General features: G+C 44.9%; 17 protein-coding genes. 11 read left to right on the top strand and 6 right to left on the bottom strand.

Going from position 1 to position 24,338, the window contains the following annotated elements; all coding sequences use genetic code 11:
- The first annotated feature begins 44 nt into the window (after positions 1-44).
- The 3 genes from AHMF7616_RS06055 (at position 45) to AHMF7616_RS06045 (ending at position 4,179) form a co-directional block, all read left to right on the top strand.
- Positions 45-1,532, top strand: a complete 1,488-nt coding sequence (locus tag AHMF7616_RS06055; RefSeq protein ID WP_115372071.1) for a family 43 glycosylhydrolase — start codon at positions 45-47, stop codon at positions 1,530-1,532.
- A 222-nt stretch (positions 1,533-1,754) separates the two neighbouring features.
- Positions 1,755-2,756: an ROK family protein gene (locus tag AHMF7616_RS06050; RefSeq protein WP_115372070.1), complete on the top strand. Its 1,002-nt coding sequence runs from the start codon at positions 1,755-1,757 to the stop codon at positions 2,754-2,756.
- 13 nt (positions 2,757-2,769) lie between these two features.
- A complete protein-coding gene (locus AHMF7616_RS06045; RefSeq protein WP_115372069.1) occupies positions 2,770-4,179 on the top strand; it encodes a sugar porter family MFS transporter in 1,410 nt (469 codons plus the stop codon).
- A 132-nt stretch (positions 4,180-4,311) separates the two neighbouring features.
- Here AHMF7616_RS06045 and AHMF7616_RS06040 read toward each other — a convergent pair whose 3' ends face one another.
- Positions 4,312-4,752, bottom strand: coding sequence for a hypothetical protein (locus AHMF7616_RS06040; protein ID WP_115372068.1), 441 nt, complete (start codon positions 4,750-4,752; stop codon positions 4,312-4,314).
- A 123-nt stretch (positions 4,753-4,875) separates the two neighbouring features.
- Complete coding sequence (locus tag AHMF7616_RS06035) at positions 4,876-5,082, bottom strand: hypothetical protein (protein ID WP_115372067.1); 207 nt, start codon at positions 5,080-5,082, stop codon at positions 4,876-4,878.
- A 362-nt stretch (positions 5,083-5,444) separates the two neighbouring features.
- Here AHMF7616_RS06035 and AHMF7616_RS06030 point away from each other — a divergent pair, with 362 nt between their 5' ends.
- The 3 genes from AHMF7616_RS06030 (at position 5,445) to AHMF7616_RS06020 (ending at position 12,419) form a co-directional block, all read left to right on the top strand.
- The gene (locus tag AHMF7616_RS06030) at positions 5,445-6,461 is read left to right on the top strand and encodes an SDR family oxidoreductase (protein ID WP_158546106.1); all 1,017 of its coding nucleotides are present in this window, start codon (positions 5,445-5,447) and stop codon (positions 6,459-6,461) included.
- A 346-nt stretch (positions 6,462-6,807) separates the two neighbouring features.
- Positions 6,808-10,176 carry a UvrD-helicase domain-containing protein gene (locus AHMF7616_RS06025; RefSeq protein WP_115372065.1) on the top strand — a complete coding sequence of 1,123 codons (3,369 nt, stop codon included), beginning with the start codon at positions 6,808-6,810 and terminating at the stop codon, positions 10,174-10,176.
- Positions 10,177-10,259: 83 nt separating this feature from the next.
- Positions 10,260-12,419: an SEC-C metal-binding domain-containing protein gene (locus AHMF7616_RS06020; RefSeq protein WP_115372064.1), complete on the top strand. Its 2,160-nt coding sequence runs from the start codon at positions 10,260-10,262 to the stop codon at positions 12,417-12,419.
- A gap of 138 nt (positions 12,420-12,557) precedes the next feature.
- Here the strand turns inward: AHMF7616_RS06020 and AHMF7616_RS06015 are convergent, their stop codons facing one another.
- Positions 12,558-13,598 (bottom strand): methyltransferase, encoded by a 1,041-nt coding sequence (locus AHMF7616_RS06015; RefSeq protein ID WP_115372063.1) that lies wholly within the window; start codon positions 13,596-13,598, stop codon positions 12,558-12,560.
- A gap of 259 nt (positions 13,599-13,857) precedes the next feature.
- Between AHMF7616_RS06015 and AHMF7616_RS06010 the strand changes: the two genes are divergently transcribed.
- Entirely contained in the window at positions 13,858-14,889 is a 1,032-nt protein-coding gene (locus AHMF7616_RS06010; protein WP_115372062.1) for an AraC family transcriptional regulator, read from the top strand.
- 1 nt (position 14,890) lies between these two features.
- On the opposite strand, the gene AHMF7616_RS06005 is transcribed toward AHMF7616_RS06010, so the two are convergent.
- Both AHMF7616_RS06005 and AHMF7616_RS06000 read right to left on the bottom strand, forming a co-directional pair.
- On the bottom strand, positions 14,891-15,775 hold the full coding sequence (locus AHMF7616_RS06005; protein WP_115372061.1) for a c-type cytochrome: 885 nt from the start codon (positions 15,773-15,775) through the stop codon (positions 14,891-14,893).
- A complete protein-coding gene (locus AHMF7616_RS06000; RefSeq protein ID WP_115372060.1) occupies positions 15,768-16,514 on the bottom strand; it encodes a hypothetical protein in 747 nt (248 codons plus the stop codon). Before AHMF7616_RS06000 ends, AHMF7616_RS06005 begins: the two co-directional genes overlap by 8 nt.
- A gap of 323 nt (positions 16,515-16,837) precedes the next feature.
- Between AHMF7616_RS06000 and AHMF7616_RS05995 the strand changes: the two genes are divergently transcribed.
- Entirely contained in the window at positions 16,838-19,729 is a 2,892-nt protein-coding gene (locus AHMF7616_RS05995) for a PD-(D/E)XK nuclease family protein (protein WP_115372059.1), read from the top strand.
- 92 nt (positions 19,730-19,821) lie between these two features.
- Here the strand turns inward: AHMF7616_RS05995 and AHMF7616_RS05990 are convergent, their stop codons facing one another.
- Positions 19,822-20,142 (bottom strand): LysM peptidoglycan-binding domain-containing protein, encoded by a 321-nt coding sequence (locus tag AHMF7616_RS05990; RefSeq protein ID WP_115372058.1) that lies wholly within the window; start codon positions 20,140-20,142, stop codon positions 19,822-19,824.
- A gap of 470 nt (positions 20,143-20,612) precedes the next feature.
- Between AHMF7616_RS05990 and AHMF7616_RS05985 the strand changes: the two genes are divergently transcribed.
- From AHMF7616_RS05985 to AHMF7616_RS05975, 3 genes are all read left to right on the top strand, one after another.
- Positions 20,613-21,023 (top strand): lipocalin family protein, encoded by a 411-nt coding sequence (locus AHMF7616_RS05985; protein WP_115372057.1) that lies wholly within the window; start codon positions 20,613-20,615, stop codon positions 21,021-21,023.
- A gap of 636 nt (positions 21,024-21,659) precedes the next feature.
- Entirely contained in the window at positions 21,660-23,012 is a 1,353-nt protein-coding gene (rmuC, locus tag AHMF7616_RS05980; protein WP_115372056.1) for a DNA recombination protein RmuC, read from the top strand.
- A 402-nt stretch (positions 23,013-23,414) separates the two neighbouring features.
- Positions 23,415-24,296 carry a substrate-binding domain-containing protein gene (locus AHMF7616_RS05975; protein ID WP_115372055.1) on the top strand — a complete coding sequence of 294 codons (882 nt, stop codon included), beginning with the start codon at positions 23,415-23,417 and terminating at the stop codon, positions 24,294-24,296.
- Positions 24,297-24,338: the final 42 nt, after the last annotated feature.

Here is a 24,338-nt window from a genome sequence, read left to right as displayed (position 1 = left end):
TTGGCCCAGGTTTCACCTCAATTTTAAAATTTAATTGCTTGTATATGCCGCTAAAAAAAATATTATTCCTCTTCTTGCTGGCAAGCACGCCGCCGGCTTTTGCCCAGTTCAAGGTAGATTATAACCCGGCGATTCAGCCCGTCAACAACATGCAGTATTTTGCGCCCAAAGGCGATAACCTGTTTGTGGGCGATTGCATTCCTTTTAGCCACAACGGCACCTATTATTTATACTGGTTACTGGACTCGGGCCACCACTCGGCCCTTAATGGGTTGGGCGGTCACCAATGGACGGTAAGTACCACCACCGATTTAAAAACCTGGAAACACCACCCGGTAGTACTGGGCATTGATGAGGATTGGGAAAAATCAATTTGTACCGGTTCGGTGGTGTACCATAATAAAAAATTCTATGCTTTTTACGCTACCCGGTTGCTGGTAAACGGCAAAGTAAACGAGCAATTAAGTTACGCAGTGAGCGACGATGGCATTCATTTTAAAAAGCAAAAACCGAATCCGTTTTATACTTCTGCCCCCGGCTACAGTACCCGCGATTTCCGGGACCCCAAAGTAACCGTTGATAAAGACGGCCTGTTCCATTTGTTCGTCTCGAGCCGCTTAAATCAATCGGCCATTAAAAACTGGGACGGCAGTTTGGTACACATGGTCTCGAGAGATTTAAAAAAATGGGACATTAAAGCGCCTTTACTCACCGGACAACGATCCGTACCCGAATGCCCCGATTATTTTAAGTGGAACGACTGGTATTACTTAATTTACGGCGATGGCGGCGATACCTACTACGTGAAATCGAAAAATCCGTACGGCCCCTGGGAACAGCCCGATGACCAGACCCTGGTGGAAGAATGGTCGAATGTGGCGAAAACCGCCGAATTTAAAAACAACCGGCGCATTGTTGCGGCCTGGATTCCGTCCCGGAAAGAAAATAAAGATAATACCAACGAAATGTTCGGGGGCAATGTGGTTTTCCGGGAGCTGGTGCAAAACCCAAACGGTACGCTGGGTACTAAGTTCCCGCCGGAAATGCTACCCGCAAGCAATGCCCTGGTATCTTTGAAACTCGCCAAAGATTCTTTAACGCAGGAACTCGCGGCCAACAGTTTTGTGATTAGCGCGCCCAATGGTGTGGGTACCGCGCACTACGTTAACCTGCCGGTAAATGGCCGCATTACCGTCGAAATAGAACCTACCGGCCCCAACGAAGAATACGGTTTGCTGTTGCGCTCTAATCAGGATGGTTCCGGGGGTTACAAACTTACTTTCTCGGCCAGCGAGCAAAAAGTGCGGCTGCATAACACCGAAATAAATTCCGTAGAAGGCCTGGATAAACCTTTGAAAATAGATATAATTATGAACGAAAGCATTATTGACGTTGCTGTAAATAACCGGCGCTGCCTGGTAAACCGCTTGCCGGAGCAAAAAGGCAATGTGCTCTGGTTTTTTGCCAAGCACGGCCAGGTTAAATTTAAGTCCGTTAAAATTACCCCGCTCCTGCTTACCAACAATGAATAAGGCTTGGCCGAAGTTGGGAAATACATAAATTTTTAAATATTTTACTACCTCTACCTGATTAAGTAGTTGGTCGTTAGTAGTTGTTCCTGGTTCGACTCCTGAAATATTTAATATAGGCCGCTTAATTAAACACCTTCATCTGGTTTATTTTAGTAAAGTCTTTAAGTAAATACAGCATAACCAATAACGATCAATTAACAACGAATAAAAACAAGGACGAATATGCTTTTAGGTTTTGATATTGGGGGAACCAAATGCGCGGTGGTGCTGGGTACAAAAAATTCAAACCACGACTTGCAAATTATCGACAAGCAAGTTTTGCCCACCGATAAGCCGGTTTATGCCATGATCGACTGGTTGTACGCTACGGCCGAAGCGCTTTTGTTAAAACAAGGCCTAACCGCCGAGGCTATCGAAGGCATTGGCATTAGTTGCGGCGGGCCTTTAAGCAGCAAGAAAGGCCTGATTTTATCGCCGCCCAACCTGCCCGGCTGGGACCACATCCCCATTGTCATGCTCACCGAGAAAAGATTCGGCCGGAAAACCTTATTGCAAAATGACGCCAACGCCTGCGCCATGGCCGAATGGAAACACGGGGCCGGCAAAGGGTATTCTAATTTAATTTTTCTTACGTTTGGCACCGGCATGGGCGCCGGCTTAATCCTGGACGGAAAACTATATTCCGGCACCACCGACCTGGCCGGCGAAGTGGGCCATTTGCGCTTAGCCCGCCGCGGGCCGGTGGGTTTTGGCAAAGAAGGTTCTTTCGAAGGCTTTTGCAGCGGCGGCGGTATTGCCCAGCTGGCCCAGGTAAAAGTGCGGCAAAAATTACAAATGGGGCAACCGGTTTCGTTTTGCCAAAGCCTCGAAGATTTGCCATTCCTCACGGCCAAAATAGTAGCCGAAGCCGCTTACGCCGGCGACCCGGTGGCCCAGGACATTTACCGGACCTGCGGACAATTTCTGGGAGCCGGCCTTTCGCTTTTAATTGATATTCTGAACCCCGAGATTATCATAATGGGCAGCATTTACGGCCGGGCGCAGGAACTCCTGGAACCTGACATGCGCGAAGTAATTGCGGCCGAAGCCATCACGGAATCTTACCAGGCTTGCCGCATTGTGCCGGCCCTGCTCGCGGAAAATATTGGCGACATTGCGGCCTTATGCCTGGCCGAAACCATGGCCGCAGAATCTACTAACCCCATTGTAACCTTTAAAAATTAACTTGCCCTGGCTTATGGAGAATTTGTTACAACCTAAAAAATACCAGGTAACCGGCGCCTTAATCCGGGCCGCCATTGTTTCTTCCCTGGGGGGTTTGCTGTTTGGGTTTGATACCGCCGTTATTGCCGGCACCACGTCTTCGGTGAAAACCATTTTTCAGCTTTCGGAATGGGCCATGGGCTTTGTGGTTTCTTCGGCCTTAATCGGTACCATCGTGGGTACCATCATCAGCTCGAAACCCGGCGATATCTGGGGCCGGCGCAATTACTTAATGGTACTGGCGGCATTATTTTTAATTTCGGCCATTGGCTGCGCCTTAGCCTGGGATTTCTGGTCTTTAGCCGTTTTCCGGTTTATTGGCGGTATTGCAATTGGTGGTTCTTCGGTGATTATTCCGATGTATTTAGCCGAAATCGCCCCGGCTAAACTTCGCGGTCGCCTGGTGATATTATTTCAGTTTAATGTGTGCCTGGGTATACTGGTGGCTTATTTTTCCAACGCCATGATTGAGTTCATGAACACCGACGTGCTAACGGTACAATGGCGGTTGATGTTTGCCACCGGGGGTGTGCCGGCTCTGTTGTTCTTGATTATGTTATTCACTATTCCGGATAGTCCCCGCTGGTTAATCGCCCAGGGGAGAACCAGTGAAGCAAAGCAGGTTTTATCTAAAATGGGCGAACTCCAGGTAAATGAAGCATTTAGCGAGATTCAACAATCTTTAATAACTACAACCGGTACCAGCCAAGAAAATCTTTTTCAACGAAAGTATTTCTACCCGATATTTCTGGGTGTAAGTGTGGCGGCTTTTAATCAGTTATCTTTCGTGAACGGTTTTTTGTATTATTTAAACGATACCCTCCACGAAATCGGCGCTTCGTTCGGTGGCAAGTTTCAACCCATTTTAATTGGCGTAGCCAATGTTTTAGCAGTTACGGTAGCCCTAATGACCATTGACCGGATTGGCCGGAAAAAATTGTTACTCATTGGTTCCTGGGGTTCGGCTATTCCGCTGGCTTTGTGCGCCTACATTGCCTGGACCCGCAACCTGATTGAGTTATTTCCGTGGGGAGTGGCTTTGTTTATTTTGTTTTTTTCCTTTTCGCAGGGCGCCGTTATCTGGGTGTACATCAGCGAGGTTTTCCCGAACAAAGTGCGCAGTAAAGGCCAGGCCTTGGGCAGTTTTACCCACTGGGGTTTGTGCGCCATTGCCGCGCAGGTTTATCCACCCCTGGTGGCCAGTTCCAGCGTGGGCTTGGCTATTCCGTTTATATTCGGGGGCGTGATGATGGTGTTGCAGTTTTTTGTAGTTTGGTTCTTTTTTGTAGAAACCAAAGGCGTACCGCTCGAACAGTTGGAAATGCAGCTCGGCGTAAAGCTAAATGCTCCGGGAGAACGTACGCCGCATAGTAAAATGGTTTAAAGCTTGTTAACAGCCATTCGGCCAATTTTACACGCTACTCCCAAACCAAAATTTTAAAAAATCACCAGATCTTGCGACTAGTGAGTATAAGGTTTTAAATACCCTATTATTATTAAAAACAGTTGCTGAAATTTACCTTTTCTTATTAAATATCTGAGAAAGGGCTAGCTCCAGGGCTATGGCGTGGCCGGGGCCGAAAGTAACCATCACCCGGTCGTAAGTTTTAAGGGCTTGGTCTATTTGGCTGAGCAGCCCGCTGTCCTGCACCAACTTGGACGTTCGGCCAATTTCGCAAAAATGGCAATCCGGATTTATGTAATCATACTGTTCTATTTGGTCGTTTAATTCTGCTTTAAAAGGGATGCCCATGTACCGCCGGTATAATTTTTTAAAAAAAGAAAGGTCCTGCTCTTCGGTGGTTGGCGGAAAACCATTCTTGACAAAGTAGAATGGTACTTGTTCGGCATAAACCTGTTCTAAAATTTTACTGATATTGGCTCCGTACAAATGCGGAATCACAAAGCGCTCCATCACGTAATACAAAAATAACTGGTCTTTCGGGTGCTTTTTCAAAGTAAGGACAAACTCGGTCTAGGTGGTTAAGTCGCCATCGCGCATGGCAACCCCGGCCCGATCACACATATACTTCAAACAGCCGGTTTCCCCATTTTTCGAGATCGCTTCTGTCTAGGAATTTTACCGGATACAATCGTTTACTGGTCCGCCTTCGTTAAAAGTTATTTGGGGTTGCAGTTGCCGAAAGTACTGTTGGATCTGTGCAAACTGCGGATGGTTTACAACCCGCACGTGTTGGCAACCGACCAAAACAAGGCGTTTGTTCTTGTTTTGGACATTGATGATGTAGGGCACTTTTGCGCCGGGAAGCATTTTGCCTATCTCCACGTAGTTAATGGTTTGGTACCTGACCGGATGCTCCTTTAAAGTCTGGCATTGCAGAGATAGGGCTGAGGCGATTATTACCAGTAGAACAGTTTTCCGGTAGCTTGTATTTATTTAATTCCTTTCTTAACGTTTAGGCAAGCATGTTTCTAAATTAGAATTTATCCGAAAAGCTACCAATCGCTATAAAATTTAAAATTTTAAAAAAGGTACCAGTTCACCGGGTGCAAGGGGCCGATCGTTTCTTTTTTCTGGGATGCCTCCTGCTTTTTTCTCTTGGTATTTTTTATTTAACCCGCACAATCAGCAACTAATGCCATTTTGGGGCGTAGGGAATGCAGTTATTCACGCTAAATTTTAAAAATATGGTAGCAATTATAACCGGTGCATCGAGTGGAATTGGGCGGGCAACGGCCCTGGAATTTGCACGACAAGGTATTTCGGTGGTGGTGGCAGCGCGCCAGGAACAGGCGCTGGAAGAGCTAGCCCAAAAGTGTACCCGATTAGGCGCCGAAGCATTAGCGGTACCCACCGACGTAAGCAACGAAGACGAAGTAAACGCCCTGGCCAACCGGGCGCTGGCGCATTTTGGTCATATTGATATTTGGGTAAATAATGCGGCGGTATCGCTGTTCGGGAAGTTTGAAGAAATTCCGACTAACGATATCCGGCAGTTAATGGAAGTAAATGTATTGGGTTATATCTACGGAGCCCGGACGCCCCTACGGCATTTCCGCGACCGGAACGTGGGTTTGCTCATTAACGTGTCGTCCATGACGGCTCTGGTGGGCCAGCCTTTCAGTGTTCCGTATTCCATTAGTAAATTTGCGGTGCGGGGTTTGAGCCTGAGTTTGTCCCAGGAAGTGGCCGATAAGCCCAACATTCACGTGAGCTGCGTATTACCGGCCGTCATCGACACGCCAATTTTTCAGCACGCGGCCAATTACATGGGCAAAAACGTAAAAGCGCCCGAACCTGTAATCCCGGCCACCGACGTAGCTAAAGAAATATTTAAACTAACCCAATCGCCGAAAGAAGAAATTGCCGTGGGCAACATGGCCCGGATGCTCCGTGCCCAGCGCCTGGTTATGCCGGCCGGCATGTTCGACAAACGTATCCAGAAAATGATCTGGCAGAACCATTTCAACAACGAAAACACTCCGTCGCGCCAGGGTAATCTGTGCCAACCCGATGGCCACCATAACCGCATCGACGGGGGCTGGCAGGCTCAATCTAAAAACAAAAGCAATAGCCAGCAGAAAAAGCAAGGCAGCACCTTTAACGTGGTGTCGGGTTTTGCTACTTTGTTTTTAGTTGGCGGAATTCTGGGGGCTGCCTGGATTAACAACAAAATAAATAGCACCGTACCGGCTACTATTTAAAATTTTAAAATTTAAGCTTTTGGGCGCGATCCGGTTTAATTTACCCGATCGCGCTTTTTATTGCTACCGGTATGCAGTAAGCTTAGGTACTTCTACCTGCCCGGATGGGGTTATTTCTACCTAGTTGCCAGTACGTAGCGGCCGGATTAACGGAAAAACTTTTGGCAACCGGGCTAACCCATTTCTGTTATTAGAAGTACCAAATCCTGGTTGCTACTATTTTGCTTATTCGCCCTGGAAGCTGTAATTTTAAAAACCGCTTAGTTCCGCCAACCGCCAGGGGCATGCCAGCAACTCCGGCCACGGAACCGCCAGCAACGAACCACCAGCAACAAACAACGAACACGTGCCGCAGCAATTTAAAATATACTCTTCTTCCGCCGGTTCCGGCAAAACCTACCATTTAACCAAAGAATACCTGAAACTGGCTTTGCAGAGCGAGAACCCGGGGTATTACCGATCCATATTGGCTATCACGTTTACCAACGACGCCGCCAACGAGATGAAGGAACGGATTTTAGCGGCATTGCGGCAGTTTAACGAAGTCCAGGCGGATGCGCGCGCGCAGGCGCGCAGCGAGGAATTGCTGGACCTGATTACTTCCGAAATTCAAACAGAATACAATCAACCGGATACGGACCGGGAAATGGTACGAGCGCGAGCGCAGCGGACGTTTGAGCAGATCCTGTACAACTACTCGGAATTTGCCGTGAGTACCATTGATGCGTTCGTGAACAAAGTGGTAACGGCTTTTACCCGCGAACTGAATATTCCCTACAACTTTGAAGTAGACCTGGATACCACTACCCTGCTCAACACGGCGGTATCGATGCTGCTGGATAAAGTTAATAATGCTCCGGATAATAGCTTGCTGGCCCAAACGCTGGAACAATATGCCCTGGAAAAAGCCGACGAAGGCCGCAGCTGGAACAGTTTACCCGATGAACTCGCCAGCTTTGCTAATAATTTACTAAACGAACAAGTGTACGAAGCGGTAGCGGAATTGCAGAAGCTCACCCTGCAGGATTTTAAAAAAATACGGCAAGACTTATATCGCTATAAAAAACAAATCGAAGAAGCCGTAGTGGAAGCGGCGCAAGCGGCTTTAGATTTATGTAGCGCGAACCAGATCGAAGCCAGCTTTTTACATTATAAAGAAAAAGGCATTTACGGGTTCTTTAATAAGTACGTAAAAGACTTCAAATTTCAGAAGTCTAATACTTACGCTGAGCAAACTATTAACAACGATAAATGGTGCGGTGCCAAAGTGCCGAAAGACGTGGAAGCGCGACTGGATAAAATTAAAAGTCAGATCGTAGCTTACTTCCACACCATTGAAACCATCCGGGTCCAGCAAAGCGCGAATTATATTTTAATCACCGAGATCATCAAACACTTGTACCAGGTTTCGGTGCTGAATGAGCTGGAAAAATGCATTCAGGATATTAAACGCGATACCAACCTGGTACATATTTCGGAATTTAATAAACGCATTACCGATATTGTTTTGAACGAACCGGTACCTTTTATTTACGAGCGCCTCGGCGAAAAATACAACCACATCCTGATTGATGAATTTCAGGATACGTCTTCGCTGCAATGGAATAACTTACTGCCTTTAATCGAAAACTCGTTAGCGTCGGGGTATTTTAACATGGCCGTGGGCGATGCCAAACAAGCCATTTACCGGTGGCGCGGCGGCGACATGGACCAGATTCTGCATTTGTACAAACGCAACACGCCGGCCTTGTACCAGAATCGCAAAAACGAGGATTTACTGGAAGCCCGCTACGATACGCTGGATTTAAGTTTAACACCCGCCGACCTGAACACCAATTACCGGAGCGCCACCGAAATTATTAGCTTCAACAACAGTTTTTTTAAATTTGTGAGCATAAGCAACCCGGCTTACCCGATGCTGCAGAGCATTTACGACGAAAACTTTAAACAAGCCACGCCCGAAAGCAACAATCGCACCGGCGGCCACATCCAGGTAATTTTCACCCACAACGAAGACCACAACTACCAACACGATTTGAATTCCTGTGAACGCACCGAAGTACTGTACGAAGGTTACGAAAAGCCCGAAGTACTCACTTACCAGGAAAGTACCCTGCAAATTGTGTTGCAATTGATCCGGCACGCCCTGGCCGAAGGCTACGAGTGGCAAGACATTGCCGTGCTGAGCCGCACCAACCGCAACAGCCGTTTGGTAGCGGGCTTCCTGAAAGAAAAGAAGTTTGCTATTATTTCGCAGGACTCGCTTTCCTTGCAATTTGCCGAAGTAGTAAACCTGGTGGTGGCTTTGTTCCGGATTTTTAACCGTCCCGACGATACGCTGGCCCGCGCCGAAGCCATGTATTTGTTCTGCAAAGTGGTACGGAACGTGCAACCCGACAATACCCTCACCCAGACGATTGCGACCATTGCTAATTGCGCCGACAATACGGCTTTTTTTGATGAACTCCGCGTAGCCGGCTACAACCTGGAAGAAAAAGAAACGGGTAATTTATCCATCTACGAACTTACCGAAAAAATTATCCGGGTATTTAACTTGCTCGGCAAAAACAACGAATGCGAGTACTTGTTCCGCTTCCTGGATGTGGTGCTGGAGTACAGTCTGAACCAAAGCAACAACCTGAACAATTTTCTGGAATACTGGGAAACCCACAAGGAAAAACTCAGCATTAACTCGCCCAAAAACCGCAACGCCATAACCATTACCAGCATTCACAAGGCCAAAGGGCTGGCATACCCGGTGGTGATTATTCCGTTTGCCGATTGGTCGGTGGAGCCGCAGCGCAGCGCTTTGCTGTGGAGCCGTTTGCCCGCCGATTTGCCGGTTTTCCATGATTTGCCGGCCGCCGTGGTAACCATGAGCAAGCGCCTGGAAGAAACGCCTTTGCAGCCCCAGTACCAGATGGAGCTGGAAAAAACTTTTATCGAAAACCTGAACATGCTGTACGTAGGCTTCACCCGCCCCCAGGACCGCCTGTACTTAATTGCTCAGAAAAAAGATTTTAACCAGGGCGGCAACCAGAAAAACATCAGCTATATATTGTACCAATACTTGCAGCACCAGCAGCTATGGCAAGACGACCAACTGTGTTACCAGTTAGCGCAAGGTGCGGCCACGCAACATTCCAGCACGCCGGTAACGGAGCAGGTTTTTCACCTGGATTTATTCCGTTCTTTTAACTGGACCCAGCGCCTGAAACTAAAACAACACGCCAACAACGTGTTCGATTTTGAAACCCAACAGGAATACCGCCGCCTGAACCGCAAACTGCACTACGCCCTCTCCCGCATCACCACCGCCGACGACCTGAATTTTGTGTTGAAGCAACTGGTAAACGAAGGCATTTTCAGCAGCAAAGAAACCCCGGAACTGCGCGAAACTTTAAAAAAAATCATCAACCATCCCGAAATCAAGCGCTATTTCAGCAAAGACATTCTGATTGAAAAAGAAAAAGAAATTTTGAACGTACGGGCTACCCGCTACAAACCCGACCGCATTGTTTTCGACGGCACCAAAGTAGTACTCCTGGATTTCAAAGCCCCGCCCTTCACCCAGGAACACGCCGATAACCTGAACTTCTACGCCAGCCTTTTTAAAGAATTATTCTTCACCGAAATTGAATGCGTGCTGTATTTCTTTGACGTGGAGGAAGTGCAGAAATGGGTTTATGAGGATGAGTTAAAAATGGGTGTTTAAAGGTTATAGTTTTTTTTAACCAGTAGGACATGATACTCCAAAGTAAATTAGCTCTAAAAATTCCGATTTAATCATTACTAATTATGAAAAAGAAAATCAGAGAAGAATCAGAAGTTTTTTCAGAATTGGCAGAATTATGTTCTTCTCCGGGATATGTACATGCAATTGCATACTTATGTTTTAGAGATAATACAATAAAACATGGTGATTCAATGACTGTAAAAGATGTGTTGCAGCAATTTAACCCTACAAGATTAATAAGAACAGAAATATCTACGTTGATAGGTCTCACTTGCAAAAATAGACTCAATACAGAACTTCCTTATCCTGATGTAATACAAAACTACATTGATAGAACAGATACATTGCTGGATGAACTTCATCAATCGATGATGGCACCAGCACGAATTTCTTTTAACCCTGAAAATTTAGAGGATCTAAATTTTAACCCATTTAAAAATGGTTTATTTCTAAGAGAACCAATTTTTTATAGCGGAGAAGGAGTATATCAATCTCAATATAGAGACTTCTTTAAATTAAAGTACCAAAAAGATGATAGTTGGTTTCAAGAAACCAAAGGATTTACAATTCAACAAGCTACAGAAGTAATTGCATCTATTCAGTCACTTCAAAATGTAAAAATAAATTATGTAGCACTTAGTCTTGTTATAAATAAACTAGAACAATGGGATTTACTTCCAGCTTACAAATTTACTATTGCTGAGGTTAGCAAAGCAGCAAACATCGAAACAGAGATTACTTATGCAGTTATAGAGTCATTTGTATCTACAACTGAATCATATAATTTTAACTCTTTAGATGATTTTAATCCTAAAAATGCATATCCAATTATCAAACTCCCAGATGAAGAATATTTATTGTTTCAAAATTATGACCTAGTGCAGGCATTATATGAAACTCCTTTCTTTTGGTTAAACGATGATAAAAAATATCGGCCTACAGCAATGCAGCACAGGGGTGATTTTGCGGAATCGTTTACTACAGAACGTTTAAAATTAGTGTTTGGAGAAGAAAGAGTGTTTTTAAATATCGATATTTATACTTCTAAAAAGAATTGGGCTGGCGAAATTGATGTATTAGTAGTTTTTGCAAATAGGGCTATTATTTTACAGGCAAAATCGAAAAAACTCACAATAGCAGCACGCAAAGGAAATAATAATAAATTACAAGAAGATTTTCAAAAAGCAATTCAGGATTCGTATGATCAAGCTTTTTTATGTTCAACATTAATCCTTGATTCAAATTATAAATTGATTGATAAAAGTGGTAATGAATTGAATATTCAAAGGGGTTTTAAAGAAATATACCCTTTTTGTGTTGTTTCAGACCATTATCCAGCTCTTTCCTTTCAGGCAAGACAATTTTTAAAATTTCGAGAAACGGAGATTATAAAGTCACCATTTGTAATGGACGTATTCTTGCTTGATGTTATGACAGAAATGTTGCAGTCACCCTTATATTTCTTAAGCTATATAAATAGACGTACATTTTACGGTGATAGATTTTATTCTTCTCATGAATTAACAATTCTTTCGTACCATTTAAGTAAGAACTTATGGTTGGATGGAGAAACTTCCATGATGTATCTTGAGGATGATATAGGTGCTGGTCTTGATCTTGCAATGCTTACTAGACGCGATGGAGCTCCGGGTTTAGATACCCCAAAAGGTATATTAACTGACTATAAAGGAACGGTATTTAACCAATTAATTAAGGAGATTAATAATCTAGATCATCCATCTATTTTAGATTTGGGTTTTCTATTGCTTTCTTTAAGTGGTGAAACTATCCAAAATTTGAATAAAGGTTTTTCTTACATATTAAAATTATGTAGTGAAGATAGTCACAACCATGATTTTACCCTTGGATTTGATGACTTGAATTCTGGATTGACTATTCATTGCAACAATGATCATCCTTCAATATCAATGCCCCGCTTAAATTCACATTGTGAAAGAAGGAAGTATGCTCAAAAAGCAAACTCTTGGTTTGGAATATGTATTGATCCAATATTTCAAAAAATAAAATTTGGAGTCAATTTAAATTATGAATGGGTTCAATCTAGAAAAATGGATGAGATTATAAGTGACATGCCAAAGTTTCAGAATTTAAGAGGCAAAAATAACTTACCATTTACAACAAGTAATCAGAAAAAAATTGGACGTAATGACAAGTGCCCTTGTAAAAGTGGTAAGAAGTATAAAAACTGTTGTCTATCTTAATTAAGTTAACTTGGAAATTAAAAATTAATTGTACAAGCAGCAAAATACATATAACCATTGCTTTTCCAGGCGGCCGAGTTCATTTACAGTAAACACGCCAAAAACATTAATCAGTTTTGGGTTATATTATCATGTGGCTTATTCCGGCTTTATGGCCGCTATCAGCCCGTAATCCATCAAAGTAGGTACTTCCTCGGTGGTTGGTATTAAGCCAGCTTTTGTAAACCAGTTGCGGTACTCTTTTCTGCAGTAACAACGGCCTTTGGTTCCTAAAAAAAGCATCGCCGAATAATCCGTTACGGCTATAGGTCCATCCAAGGTATCATTTAAAAAAGCATCATGCACCCAGAAGAAGCCGCCCGGTTTAAGACTTTTAGCAAATTTCACTGCCAACTTTTCGCAAGTTTCTACGGGCCAGTCATGAAACAAACTGGCCGCCAGCAAAACATCGGCTTCCGGAAGTCTATCGGTCAGCATATCGCCGGGCATAAAGGTTAACCGGTTTTTTAAAGAAGTGGCCTCCGCCGGATGGTCCTGGCAGAATTCCTCGAATAGTTCGGCGGCTACTTTCAGCACTTCGGGTCGGTCGAGAACAATGGCCTGGGAGGTTGGGTTAGCCCGCAACCATTCATAAGTATAGTAACCCGTGCCGCCGGCTACATCCAGTAACAGCCCGGGGTGTTTGGTAATTTTATTTGCCACAATCGGGGAAAGAAACTTAGCTCTTCCGGCTAAAGCCATAGTAAAAAACCGGGCGGTTTCCGCTTCATCCATCGGCGAAGGTGCTCCTTCATCTTTTACATACGAAAACCCTTGTTGCGTATTTTCCGGTCCATCATGTTGCAACCATTCTGCCATTTTTATGACCCCCGGATCATCTTTTTCCAAACCAACATAACCCAGCAGGTTGGTGGCGTTAGCGGCGGTTAAATATTTACCGGTTTCGGTCAGTTTCAGTTTACCGACTGCATCATGTTCTATCAATCCCATGGCACACAAAGCCGGAAACAAAACCAGGGCGGGCCGTTCTTTTAGATGTAGCCGCTCCTGCAATTCCGGTAGGAACAATGCGCCTCGGCTTAACTCTTCAAAAACCGGTAAATAATGCGTACCGGCTACTAAAAGCTGAGAACCTGCTTTCGCTCTTAAAATCCGGGTAATGGGGGCAAGGTCTAACATGGTGGTGGGTATTTTTTTTCAATTATAATCTAAAAAAGCAGGGCATAAAAAAATTTAAAATAATTAAAGGAGAATTCCCTCAAACCCAAAATTTTAAATTAAGTAACAGGACAAAATTAAGTTGATAAAAACCTGAGTTTAAGTAATTGATTATTAATTTATTAACGATCTAACAACGAACAACTAAAAACGACCAACTACTTAGTAACTTAAAATTTTTTATATTTATAATGCTATCCATTAAAAAGCCCAACTACTAATGCAAACACTATGGGTAAGCATGCCCATCTTACGGAATATTGTTTTGGGAGCCACCTGTCAGCCAGAAGCCCGGCAACAGATTTGTTCGCGGGGTGGTATTACCCCGGCCGACCTGGACAACCCGGAAATGAAGCTTTCGCTGGAGCAAAATTGCGCGCTCATGGATGCGGCTTTGCAGCTTTCCGGCGACCCCAACCTGGGATTGCATATCGGCGAACGAACAACCGTCAGCATTTTGGGCATTACCGGCTATTTAATGGAAAGCAGCAAAGATTTGTTAACTGCCCTGCAGCATTTACAGCAATTTACAAGTTCTTTTAGTCGTATTTATTATTTCGGCATTGAACAGACCGGCGAAGAAGTTATGTATATAGGTGAGCCCATACCTCTCTGGAATGCTCTTTCGCCGGAAACGGCGCGGCAAAGCGTGGATATTGCTTTTGCCGGCGCCTTGCATATTCTTCGTCTGCTCACGGGCTTGCAACTACAACCGCTCCGGGCGCAATACCGTTATCCTCGCTTTGCTGATACCCGGGAGCATGAACGAATTCTTAAATGCCGGCCTTTGTTCAGCCAACCCTGTAATGCCCTTACTTTTGCGAAGCAAGATTTACAACGCAGCGTAATCGGGTATAACCGGGAACTAAACCTTGTTTTTAAAAAACTGCTGGAACAAAAGCTTCAGGAAGACCAAGGGCTGCCCTTCATCCACCAGGTTCGGACTATTATTTTGGAGCAAAGCCGCTTTGCTTTCCCCACCCTGGAAGAAGTAGCCGACCGGATACATCTCACGCCGCGTACCTTGCAACGGAAACTGCAGGAGGAAAACAGCAGTTTCCGGGCCTTAAGCGATTTAGCAAAAGAAGAACTGGCCCGCAATCTATTGTCTTCTAAAAACTTAAACATTTCTGAAATTGCCGACCGGCTAGGCTATTCCGACCCGGCCGCTTTTCAGCGGGCCTTCCGGCAATGGACCGGCAAAACACCCAAAACTTACCAGAATGAAGCTGCGAGACCAGCTCTGCTGTAAATTATTTCAGGCTTACTAAATAGCTCCGGATAGCGCTTAATTCTTCATCCGTAAAATGTTGCATATTCTGCCAGGGCATAAACTCCTGGCGTAATAATTTACCAGCCGGCGTTTTTCCCTGGCGGATAGTGGAAATAAATTGTGCCTCACTCCATTGTTGCTGAACTCCGGTAGCACTGATATCGGGCACGGGTGGAAAGCCTGGTGCCAGCGGTGCTCCGCCCTTCATGTTGGGTCGGTGGCAACCCTGGCATACCGTAGCCAGGTATTGTCCGTAAGCCGTAACGTCTTTGGGGGCGCTGGCCGCCATGGGTACCTGGTGATTGATGCGTTCGGCCGGTAAAACAGCTACCTGGTTTAGCTGCAAGACTACCCGACCGAGCGGCCCCATTTGCCGCCGCTTTTTTCCGGCACTGACTACTGGCGGAACGCTTTGGCAGTAAGCAATCAGGCTGGCCATATCTTCCTGGCTCAGTCCGGTACTTTCGTGCGCCGGCATCATCCAGAGCGAACGTCCGTTTTTGTCCACGCCGTGCCGCAACACGCGCAGCCAATCCTGCGTCGTAAAATCAGGAGGTAATCCACCCGGTCCTTTGGTCAGGTTTGGGGCGGATAATTGCATCAGCAGGGCACTATTCATAAAAACGCCTCCTGCCAAATTGGGTCCATGACAATCTGCACAACTCCGAATCTGGTACAAATGCTTACCTTTTACAATGGCAACAGAGTCGGTGGGAATAATTAAAGCAGGTTCGGAAAAACTGTATTTTCGGTTCATCCGCTGTTCCGTGCTCAGGTAGATAAACCCGTAACCCACCAAAATTAGCAGCAATAGAACCCCCAATATGATACCAAGCCACCGGCTTATCTTTTTAACTTTAGACATAAAGTTCAGCCTTTGTTTCTAAAGCGTTAGCTTTCACCGGTTGCCTAGTAGCCTGGTTCAACGATTGGCGCAGGAGGTGTATTCCCAAAACTATCGGCCATATTATACCCATAACGAGGTATACATTTACTCCTACCTCTGCCAGTAATTTAGCGCCAAACATAGTTCCTACCGAATCGAGCAGACAAGCCACCCCCGCCACTATAGCCAGTAAACCAATTACCTTGTTATCCCGGCGCAGTAACATGCCGAATCCAATCCACCAGGTGGCGGCAAAGAGCACTTCCAGTATATTCCATAGTCCTACGGTAACCATGTTGGTAACCGTCGCGAAGAGTGGTTCCAGAAAATCCTGGTTCACTTTTGGAGCCGATTCGTATTGTTGCATTAACGTTGGCCAGGCAGCGGCCAGGATACCCGCGCCGATAGCACCTACCAGCACATAGGCTAAACCGGAAAAAGTAAAAAGCGGCACCCAGGGAGAATGAAATTTATACTGCTGGTGCAGGTAAAAAATTACGGGCAGTAATAATAAATAATAGCCCGCCATGTCCAAGATCAGAAACCAGTAGGCTGCCCGGTAGTTATGGGCATAATTCAGGACGAGGGTTGGATCGGAAAAGGCTTCAAAATTGTATTCCACGGCATAAGCACCCAGCACTAGACAGGCAGCAGATAAAACACCGGCCAAAACGGTTACGAGGCCGACCATTTGTTTGTAGTTAGATAATTGTTTCATAGGGATTTAGTTAGATGTTTTATACAGCAAAATTACTTTGCTAGTGGCGGAGCAGTGCTAGCGAATAGCGTCAAAAAAATGATACTTTGCGCCAAGAGGAAAGTTTAAAGCAATGGTTAGTAGCAAAACCGGTGCAGCCAACCAAATTTTGTTACAGCAGGAGTTAAGATCTACCGATTTTTATATTAAAAATAAACCATCCGTTTACCCCAGATAGCATCTTTCTGCCAAGAGCCCCCATTTACCTATAAAAGAAAAACAGAGCGGTTAAAATATTTTTAACTTTGATAACTTAAGCAAAAGCTTCCACAGAATCTTCGTACATGCAAACCTTCCTGCACCAGGCAGCCGAGTCTATTTACCGTCAACACGCCGAAAACATCAGCCAGATCTGCGTGATTTTACCCACGCGGCGGGCCAGCATTTATTTTAAAAATGCCTTGGCCCAGGTGGCTACCGAAGGCATTTGGTCGCCGGAGGTGTCGTCGATGGAAGATTTTGTTACCCGGCTGGCCCGGGTAGAAGTGCTGGAACCCATTCACCTGCAATTGGATTTGTTCGATATCATGCAGGAACTGGACCCGAATATTGAGTTCGACCAGTACGTTACCTGGGCGAATACCTTGCTGGAAGATTTCAGCCGCATGGACCAGGAAGTAGTTAATACCAACAAATTGTTCGAGTATTTGAGTGAGGCCAAAGCCTTGGAACGCTGGGATCCCAAACGCGCCGGTTTTGATATTTCACCGATGCTGAAGAAGTATTTTAAGCTCTGGGACAATTTGCAGGAAGCTTACACCCGGCTGAAGAAAAAATTGAAGGCCGAAAAGCAGGCTTACATCGGGATGGCGTACCGGCACGTGGCCGAAAATGTACTGGATATGGTGCAAAAAACTACCTGCCACCAGTTTATCTTTGTCGGCCTGAATGCCCTGAGCCGTTCGGAGCAAATTATTATTCGCACCCTATTAAAAGAACACAAAGCCGAGGTATTGTTCGATTCGGATGAATTTTACATGGATGAGCAAACCCAAAACCGGGCCGGGTATTTTTTAAAAAAATACAAAAAACAATGGCAGCTCCCCGACTGGAAATGGCAGCAAAACCACTTACTCACCAGCACCAAAGAAATTAACGCCATTGCGGTAGCCAACGCCAGCATGCAGGGCAAAGTAGCCGGCCAGTTACTGCAGCAAATCCGGCAGGAAAACCCGCAGGCGCAGGTCGCCATTATTCTGCCCGACGAAACCATGCTGCTGCCGGTGCTGCACTCCATCAGCGAGGCTATACCGGATTACAACGTGACCATGGGGCTTACTTTTAAAGGCACGCCACTCTACAACCTGATTGATTTACTGTTCGAGCTGCATTTAACCGGCGTGATTCAACCCAACGATGCCGGCTACAAAGTAAATCGGTACCATTACCTCACCGTTCAGAAAATTCTGAGTCACCCGTTTATCCGGCGCTACGAGCAATATTACAATACCGTAACCGAAGACGCGGCCGAGCAAAATTTAATTTCCCAGGTTCTGGCCGATATCATCACGCAAAACAAAGTACTGGTTTCGGCGAAAGAGTTGATTGACGCGGGCAAAGAACACCCGATTTTTAAAGCCTTATTCCGGACCTGGCGCAACTGCGACGATATTATTGCTTCTTTTTACAACCTAATTGATTTGCTGAAGCAAGTGTACCAGTTTCAGGCCGAGAACCCCATCGAAACCGAGTATCTGTATATATTTTATACACTGGTCAAGCGACTGGATTCTATTTTTGATTGCCGGGAACAACGCATTTCGGTGCGCAGTTTTAAAAAATTCCTATACGAAAACATTGCCCAAACCCGCTTGCCGTTTAGCGGTGAACCGATTTCGGATATTCAGGTAATGGGATTTCTGGAGACGCGGGCGCTGGATTTTGAAAATTTAATTATTCTGTCGGTTAACGAAAACGTGTTGCCCCAGCCCAAGAGCCACAAATCGCTGATGCCCTACGACGTGCTGAAAACCTTTGGATTGCCCACCTACGCTGAACAGGAAAGCATCACCTCGTATTATTTTTACCGCTTGCTGCAACGGGCCAAACGCATAAACCTGCTGTACATTTTACCTTCCGATACGTACGGTTCCGGCGAGAAAAGCCGGTTTATTCTGCAATTGCAGCACCATCTGGTTCCGGCCAACCCCAACATAACTTTCCGGGAATTAACCGCCGCGGTAGAGCAACACGAAAGCAAAACCTACGAACCCGATATTGTTATTCAGAAAGACGAACAAGTACTGGCCAGCCTCAAAAAAGCATTGCAGAAAGGTTTATACCCCTCCCACCTGAACATGTACATTAACTGTTCGCTGCAGTATTATTTCAACAAAATTGCCGGCCTGAAAGAAACCGACGACATCGAAGAAAAAATTGGGGCGGATCAGTTCGGGAATATCGTGCACAAAGTACTGGAAGATTATTTTAAACCTTTCCGGGAGAAGAACTTACTAGTTACGGCTCAAGACATCGACCGCATGCGGGCGGTACTGCCGCAGCGGGTACAACTGGCTTTTAAAACCGGCACTTTGGGTAACGTGCCGGAGCAAGGCATGAACTATTTACTCCTGAAAGTGGCTACCCAGGTCCTCGAAACGTACCTGAAAAAACAAGCCGAGTCGCCGGATTTGCCGTTGCGCATCATCAGCCTGGAACAAGTGCTGGAAACCGTGTTGGAGGTAAACTTGGATGATGAAGTAATTCAGGTAAAAATAGCCGGTAAAGCCGACCGCATAGATCGCACGGCTAAAGCCACGCGGGTAATTGATTACAAAACCGGCCTGGTAAACGCCGCCGATTTAAAAATAAAACAAGAACACGTCGCGGAAAACTTACTCACCAACCGCAAGTACGAGAAAGTGCGGCAACTCTGGCTGTATCGTTATCTAATCGCCAAGAAAATGCAATCCGAAGGCAGTCTGGATAACTCCTTATTTCAGCCGGAAATAGAAGCGGGTATTATTTCTTTCCGGAATTTAAACGCCGGATTTATGACCTCCGATATTGCTTTTTCCGAAAATAAGCCGGAGTCCATTAACGAATACATTCAGCATTCCGAAGAATACCTGAGCGCTTTTGTGCAGGACATGCTCAACCCCGCTATCCCCATCCGGAAAACGCATGATCTGGAAGTTTGCCAGTACTGCATTTACCGGGGCATCTGCGCCCGTTAATTTTTAAAATTTTTGTAAAAAGAAAAGCAGCTCCGGTTTCAGAGCTGCTTTTCTTTATCATCATTTAATTTTTTAAATTTTTATGTTCTCGGCTACCGCGGTATCACCAGTTTTTGACCCGGATGAATCAGGTTCGGATCTTTAATCTGGTCCAGGTTCGCCTGGTGAATCTTGTGCCATTGCTGCGCGTCGCCGTATAATTCTTTCGCAATTTTAGAAAGGGAATCGCCGCTTTTTACGGTGTAATATTCTTTCTGCGGGGTGGCTGGTGTAGCTACTGGTTGCGCGGGTTGGCGGTTATTGGCTTGTGCCTGGTTGCCGGTTGGCGGTACATTAAAAGCGTTTTTAGCAGGATCGGCTTTCGGCTGCGCCGGTTTTTCCTCCCCTTTTTTTAAAAAATCAAAAAGTCCCATAGTTTTAAATAGCTGGTATAAAGTTCTAAATGAAAAAGGCAAATCGCATGGATAGCCCGTGTATTCAACATACGCTACTCATCTAAAATATGTTCTATACCTGAGAAGTTAATACGGTATCCATTATTTGCATTAACTTACTAACTATTAAACCCTTAATCTATGGTCAGGAGAATTCTAATATTTTTAAAAAATATAAAATTTTTAATTTATTTACTTCCTAGCGTCACCATCTAAGTCAGCCTAGTTATTTGTTTACCAGCAGCTTTTCGGGTGGTGGTAAACAGCTTACAATTTAAAAATATAGCTTGGTTTAGAATTATTCTAGCGGCAACTTGCCGCCGTAGCTTACTTCAGGAGAGATAAAGGTTAAATTAACAACTAGCTTTTAACTTAATCCTGATTCTGACGTAATATTCAAAAACTAAAGTATTACGAGATACTCGCTAACCCAATTTAACTACATAACTATGAAACTTGCTAAACTAAAAAATTACCTGATGCTGTTGAGCTTTACCCTGCTGCTTTTTGGCGCTGGCTGCCAGAAAAAGGATACGGTAGGTAATGCCGGCATGCTCACCGGCGCCGATAGTAAAGTCTGGAAAACCGAAAAAGAAACTACCGCTTCCGGCGAAAAAGACAAAGTAACCAAAGAAGAAAAACAACAGGAGATTCAATTTTTCGCCAACGGTTCGTTCAGCATGCGTTCGCCCACGCAAAACGCTTCCGGTAAATGGACCTACGATGCTATGGCAAAAAGCTTATCGTTGCAGTTTGTAGGTTCGGATTTAACCGAAAACTTTCAGGTTTTAAATTTAACCGATGACGAGTTGAAATTGCAAGCTGCCGATGGGTCGCAAATGATTCTGGAAACGGAGTAATTTATTTTAATTAATAATTTCGATAAATCTGGCTGCCTTGTGGCAGCTTTTTTTATGCAGTTTAAGTAGTTGGCTTATTCCTCATACGGTAGTTCGTTGGAGCCTTTTCGAGCCTCCAAGTGCTGGTGCTATCTGGTTTGCTGGTTTCAAGCTTGTCTCGTTTAACCCCTCCCCCTGCGGGACCTCCCCTAAAAACAGGGGAGGAGATGTGGCTATTCCTATTTTCTTCTTTTATCTCCCCACTGCGGAATTCTACTGCTCAGTAACGGTAGCTAAGCATAAACGACATCAGTTTGGCTCAGGAGGGCCTTCTGGGTTCTGCGAACCTTTGGTTGTGGTACCGAGGCACGAGGCATTGTGAGGCACGAACAAAACAAGCTTAGACCCGCCCGGAAGAGCCAAACGAGGCCCGCCGGCCAGGAGGCAAACGGGTTACTGATCAAGTTAGATAGCACCTGAGCATGGAGACGGGAACCGGCTCCATAGAACAACGGTTTAAGTACGTTTTATTCAAAATATGAAATCTATAATGCTGATGAACATAATCTAAGCTAAACCAGTAGGCATAGCCACCCCAAAAGGCACTTACTACCCGCACAATTTGTTACCAAACCCAAATAATCGTAAATTCAAGGGATGGAAATAATATTGGCGATCACGGGTTTTCTGGTGGGTTTAATCGGCGCGTACCTGGCTTTAAAAACCAAGCAAAATGCCGCTCAACAGCAAGTAAACCAAGCAATAGTAGAGCAACAGGTTTGGCAAACACAGGTGCAGGAAAAAAATACCGAAATAGCGCAACTTAAAGACCAATTACGTCATGAAACTAACACTATTTTGGGCCTGCAATCCGAGTTAACGAAAACCGAAACCGATCTCTATCATTTAAAGCATAAATTAGAAGACCAGAAGTTAGAAATGGAAGCGCTCCGGAGTAGTTTCTTGCAGCAGTTTTCGAGTGTATCGAACCAGGTTTTAGTAAATAATGCCGAACATTTTAAAAAAGCATCGGCCGAAAACCTGGAAACCATTCTAGCCCCTTTAAAAGAACGCATCAAGGAATTCGAGACGAAAGTAGATACAACCTACGAGAAAAGCCTGAAGGAAAATACCGCTCTAAAAGAACAAATAACCATGCTGGCCCAGCTCAACCAGCAAATGAGTCAGGATGCCATTAACTTAACCCGGGCCTTAAAAGGCGAACGTAAAACGCAGGGCAACTGGGGCGAGTATTTGCTCGAAGTGCTGCTGGAAAAATCGGGTTTAAAGAAAGACGAGCATTACCGCCGTGAAGTAGTGCTCCGCAACGACGATCATAAACTGTATCGCCCCGATGTCATCGTTAATTTACCCGGCGATAAACATCTTATCATCGATTCGAAAGTTTCCTTAACCGCTTACGACGCTTATTGCAACTGTGACGACGAAACTGTACAACTGGCGCATTTAAACAGCCATGTACAATCCATCCGGACGCACTTTCTGGATTTAAGCAAAAAAGAATACCACCAGCTCATCGGCGTTAACTCCCCCGACTTTGTGCTGATGTTTATTTCCATTGAACCGGCTTTTAATTTGGCTATGCAACACGACCGGGAATTGTTTATTGAAGCCTTAAATTACAATATTGTGTTTGTAACCACCTCTACCCTGCTGGCTACCCTGCGCACCGTAGAAGGCGTCTGGAAACAGGAAAGTCAAAAAAACAACGTGTTGAAGATTGCCCGGGAAAGTGGATTACTCTACGATAAATTCGCCAATTTTGTGGAAGATTTAAAAGCCATTGGTAAGAGCATCGAAAGCAGCCAGACCAGTTACGTAGCCGCCATGAACAAACTCACCGAAGGCAAAGGCAACTTAATCCGGAAAGTACAGCAATTAAAAGTACTCGGCGCCCGCACTACCAAAACCATTGATACAAATTTTATCCGGGAGTCGGAACTGGAACCCGAAACCACGCCGGCGCAACCCGGGTTGCTGGAAGAATGATTGGATATTAGATTTCGATAATCATTTAAAACGGTCAATTACTAGCTATCGCAATTATTATTTATCGAACCATTTATGCAACAAACAGCTTAAGCCCGGTGCAGAGACTGACCTAAACTGTTCTGTTGTTCCGCGGGTATTTAGCGTCTTGATTTTTTTTGGTTCTTTTTGTATCAAGACAAAAAGAACCAAGACTTGAGCAATGAAACAACTTCAATTAGCAAATAAGCAACTACTATTGCTATGCGAACATCTTTTTTTAAAAGATATTTGAAGGCTACACTAAACGTTTATCTATAGCTTTAATTTCCGATTAAAATGATTCTCCGACCTTAATTAAATAAACCCGCCTAGCTCGAAACAGTATACAAGCTGGCAACCTATCAAAAATTTAAAAAAACTATGCAGGAAACCACTCATTTACGCATTGGCGGCGTACCCGAACATTTTAATATTCCCTGGCACCAGGCCATAGAACAAGGCTTGTTTCAGGCCGAGAATATTAATTTAACCTGGACCGATTATCCAGGCGGTACCGGCGCCATGGCGAAAGATTTACGCCATGGTACTATAGACATTGCGGTTTTGTTAACGGAAGGCATTGTAGCTGATATTGCCAATGGCAACGAAAGTAAAATTGTACAAGTGTATGTTGAGTCGCCGCTCATCTGGGGCATTCACGTACCCGCTAATGCTGCTTATCAAATGCCCGAAGATTTGCACGGCAAGCGATACGCGGTGAGCCGGATGGGTTCCGGTTCGCACCTGATGGCTTTTGTGGATGCTACCCAACGCGGCTGGAACCCGCAGGCGCAGGAACTAGTTTTGGTGGGCAATTTAGATGGTGCCCGGCAAGCTTTTAAAAACAACGAAGCGGATGCCTTTATGTGGGAAAAGTTTATGACAAAACCCCTCGTGGATAGCGGTGAATTCCGGCGGGTGGGTGAAACGCTGACGCCCTGGCCTTGTTTTGTAATTGCGGTTCGCAAGGAAGTATTACAAAAGCAACAACCAGCCATTCAGAAAGTATTAACCATTATCAATCATACTTGCCAGCGCTTCATGACCAATCCCCAATCGGTAGATGTGGTGGTAGAAAAATTTAAATTGCAACCAGAAGATGCGGTAGCCTGGTTTAAAAGCACCCGCTGGTCTACCGGTGAACCCGTATCCGAAGAAATGCTGCAAACGGTTATATCCACCTTGCAGGACCTTCAGGTAATTACCACTGCGGTTAAACCAGCCGATTTGTACCAACAAATTTCCTTAACCTCGAATTCTTAAATTAAGTTAGTACCCCAACTTTAAGGATTTATTTTAAAATTT

The organism is Adhaeribacter pallidiroseus, from assembly GCF_003340495.1.
GTDB lineage: Bacteria > Bacteroidota > Bacteroidia > Cytophagales > Hymenobacteraceae > Adhaeribacter > Adhaeribacter pallidiroseus.
This window is presented reverse-complemented; position numbering and strand designations above follow the sequence as displayed.

Bases quoted from the DNA above. Each gene is read 5' to 3' on its own strand.
- AHMF7616_RS06055 (WP_115372071.1), top strand. From the start codon at position 45: ATGCCGCTAAAAAAAATATTATTCCTCTTCTTGCTGGCAAGCACGCCG.
- AHMF7616_RS06050 (WP_115372070.1), top strand. From the start codon at position 1,755: ATGCTTTTAGGTTTTGATATTGGGGGAACCAAATGCGCGGTGGTGCTG.
- AHMF7616_RS06045 (WP_115372069.1), top strand. From the start codon at position 2,770: ATGGAGAATTTGTTACAACCTAAAAAATACCAGGTAACCGGCGCCTTA.
- AHMF7616_RS06030 (WP_158546106.1), top strand. From the start codon at position 5,445: ATGGTAGCAATTATAACCGGTGCATCGAGTGGAATTGGGCGGGCAACG.
- AHMF7616_RS06020 (WP_115372064.1), top strand. From the start codon at position 10,260: ATGAAAAAGAAAATCAGAGAAGAATCAGAAGTTTTTTCAGAATTGGCA.
- AHMF7616_RS06015 (WP_115372063.1), bottom strand. From the start codon at position 13,598: ATGTTAGACCTTGCCCCCATTACCCGGATTTTAAGAGCGAAAGCAGGT.
- AHMF7616_RS06010 (WP_115372062.1), top strand. From the start codon at position 13,858: ATGCAAACACTATGGGTAAGCATGCCCATCTTACGGAATATTGTTTTG.
- AHMF7616_RS06005 (WP_115372061.1), bottom strand. From the start codon at position 15,775: ATGTCTAAAGTTAAAAAGATAAGCCGGTGGCTTGGTATCATATTGGGG.
- AHMF7616_RS06000 (WP_115372060.1), bottom strand. From the start codon at position 16,514: ATGAAACAATTATCTAACTACAAACAAATGGTCGGCCTCGTAACCGTT.
- AHMF7616_RS05995 (WP_115372059.1), top strand. From the start codon at position 16,838: ATGCAAACCTTCCTGCACCAGGCAGCCGAGTCTATTTACCGTCAACAC.
- AHMF7616_RS05990 (WP_115372058.1), bottom strand. From the start codon at position 20,142: ATGGGACTTTTTGATTTTTTAAAAAAAGGGGAGGAAAAACCGGCGCAG.
- AHMF7616_RS05985 (WP_115372057.1), top strand. From the start codon at position 20,613: ATGAAACTTGCTAAACTAAAAAATTACCTGATGCTGTTGAGCTTTACC.
- rmuC (WP_115372056.1), top strand. From the start codon at position 21,660: ATGGAAATAATATTGGCGATCACGGGTTTTCTGGTGGGTTTAATCGGC.
- AHMF7616_RS05975 (WP_115372055.1), top strand. From the start codon at position 23,415: ATGCAGGAAACCACTCATTTACGCATTGGCGGCGTACCCGAACATTTT.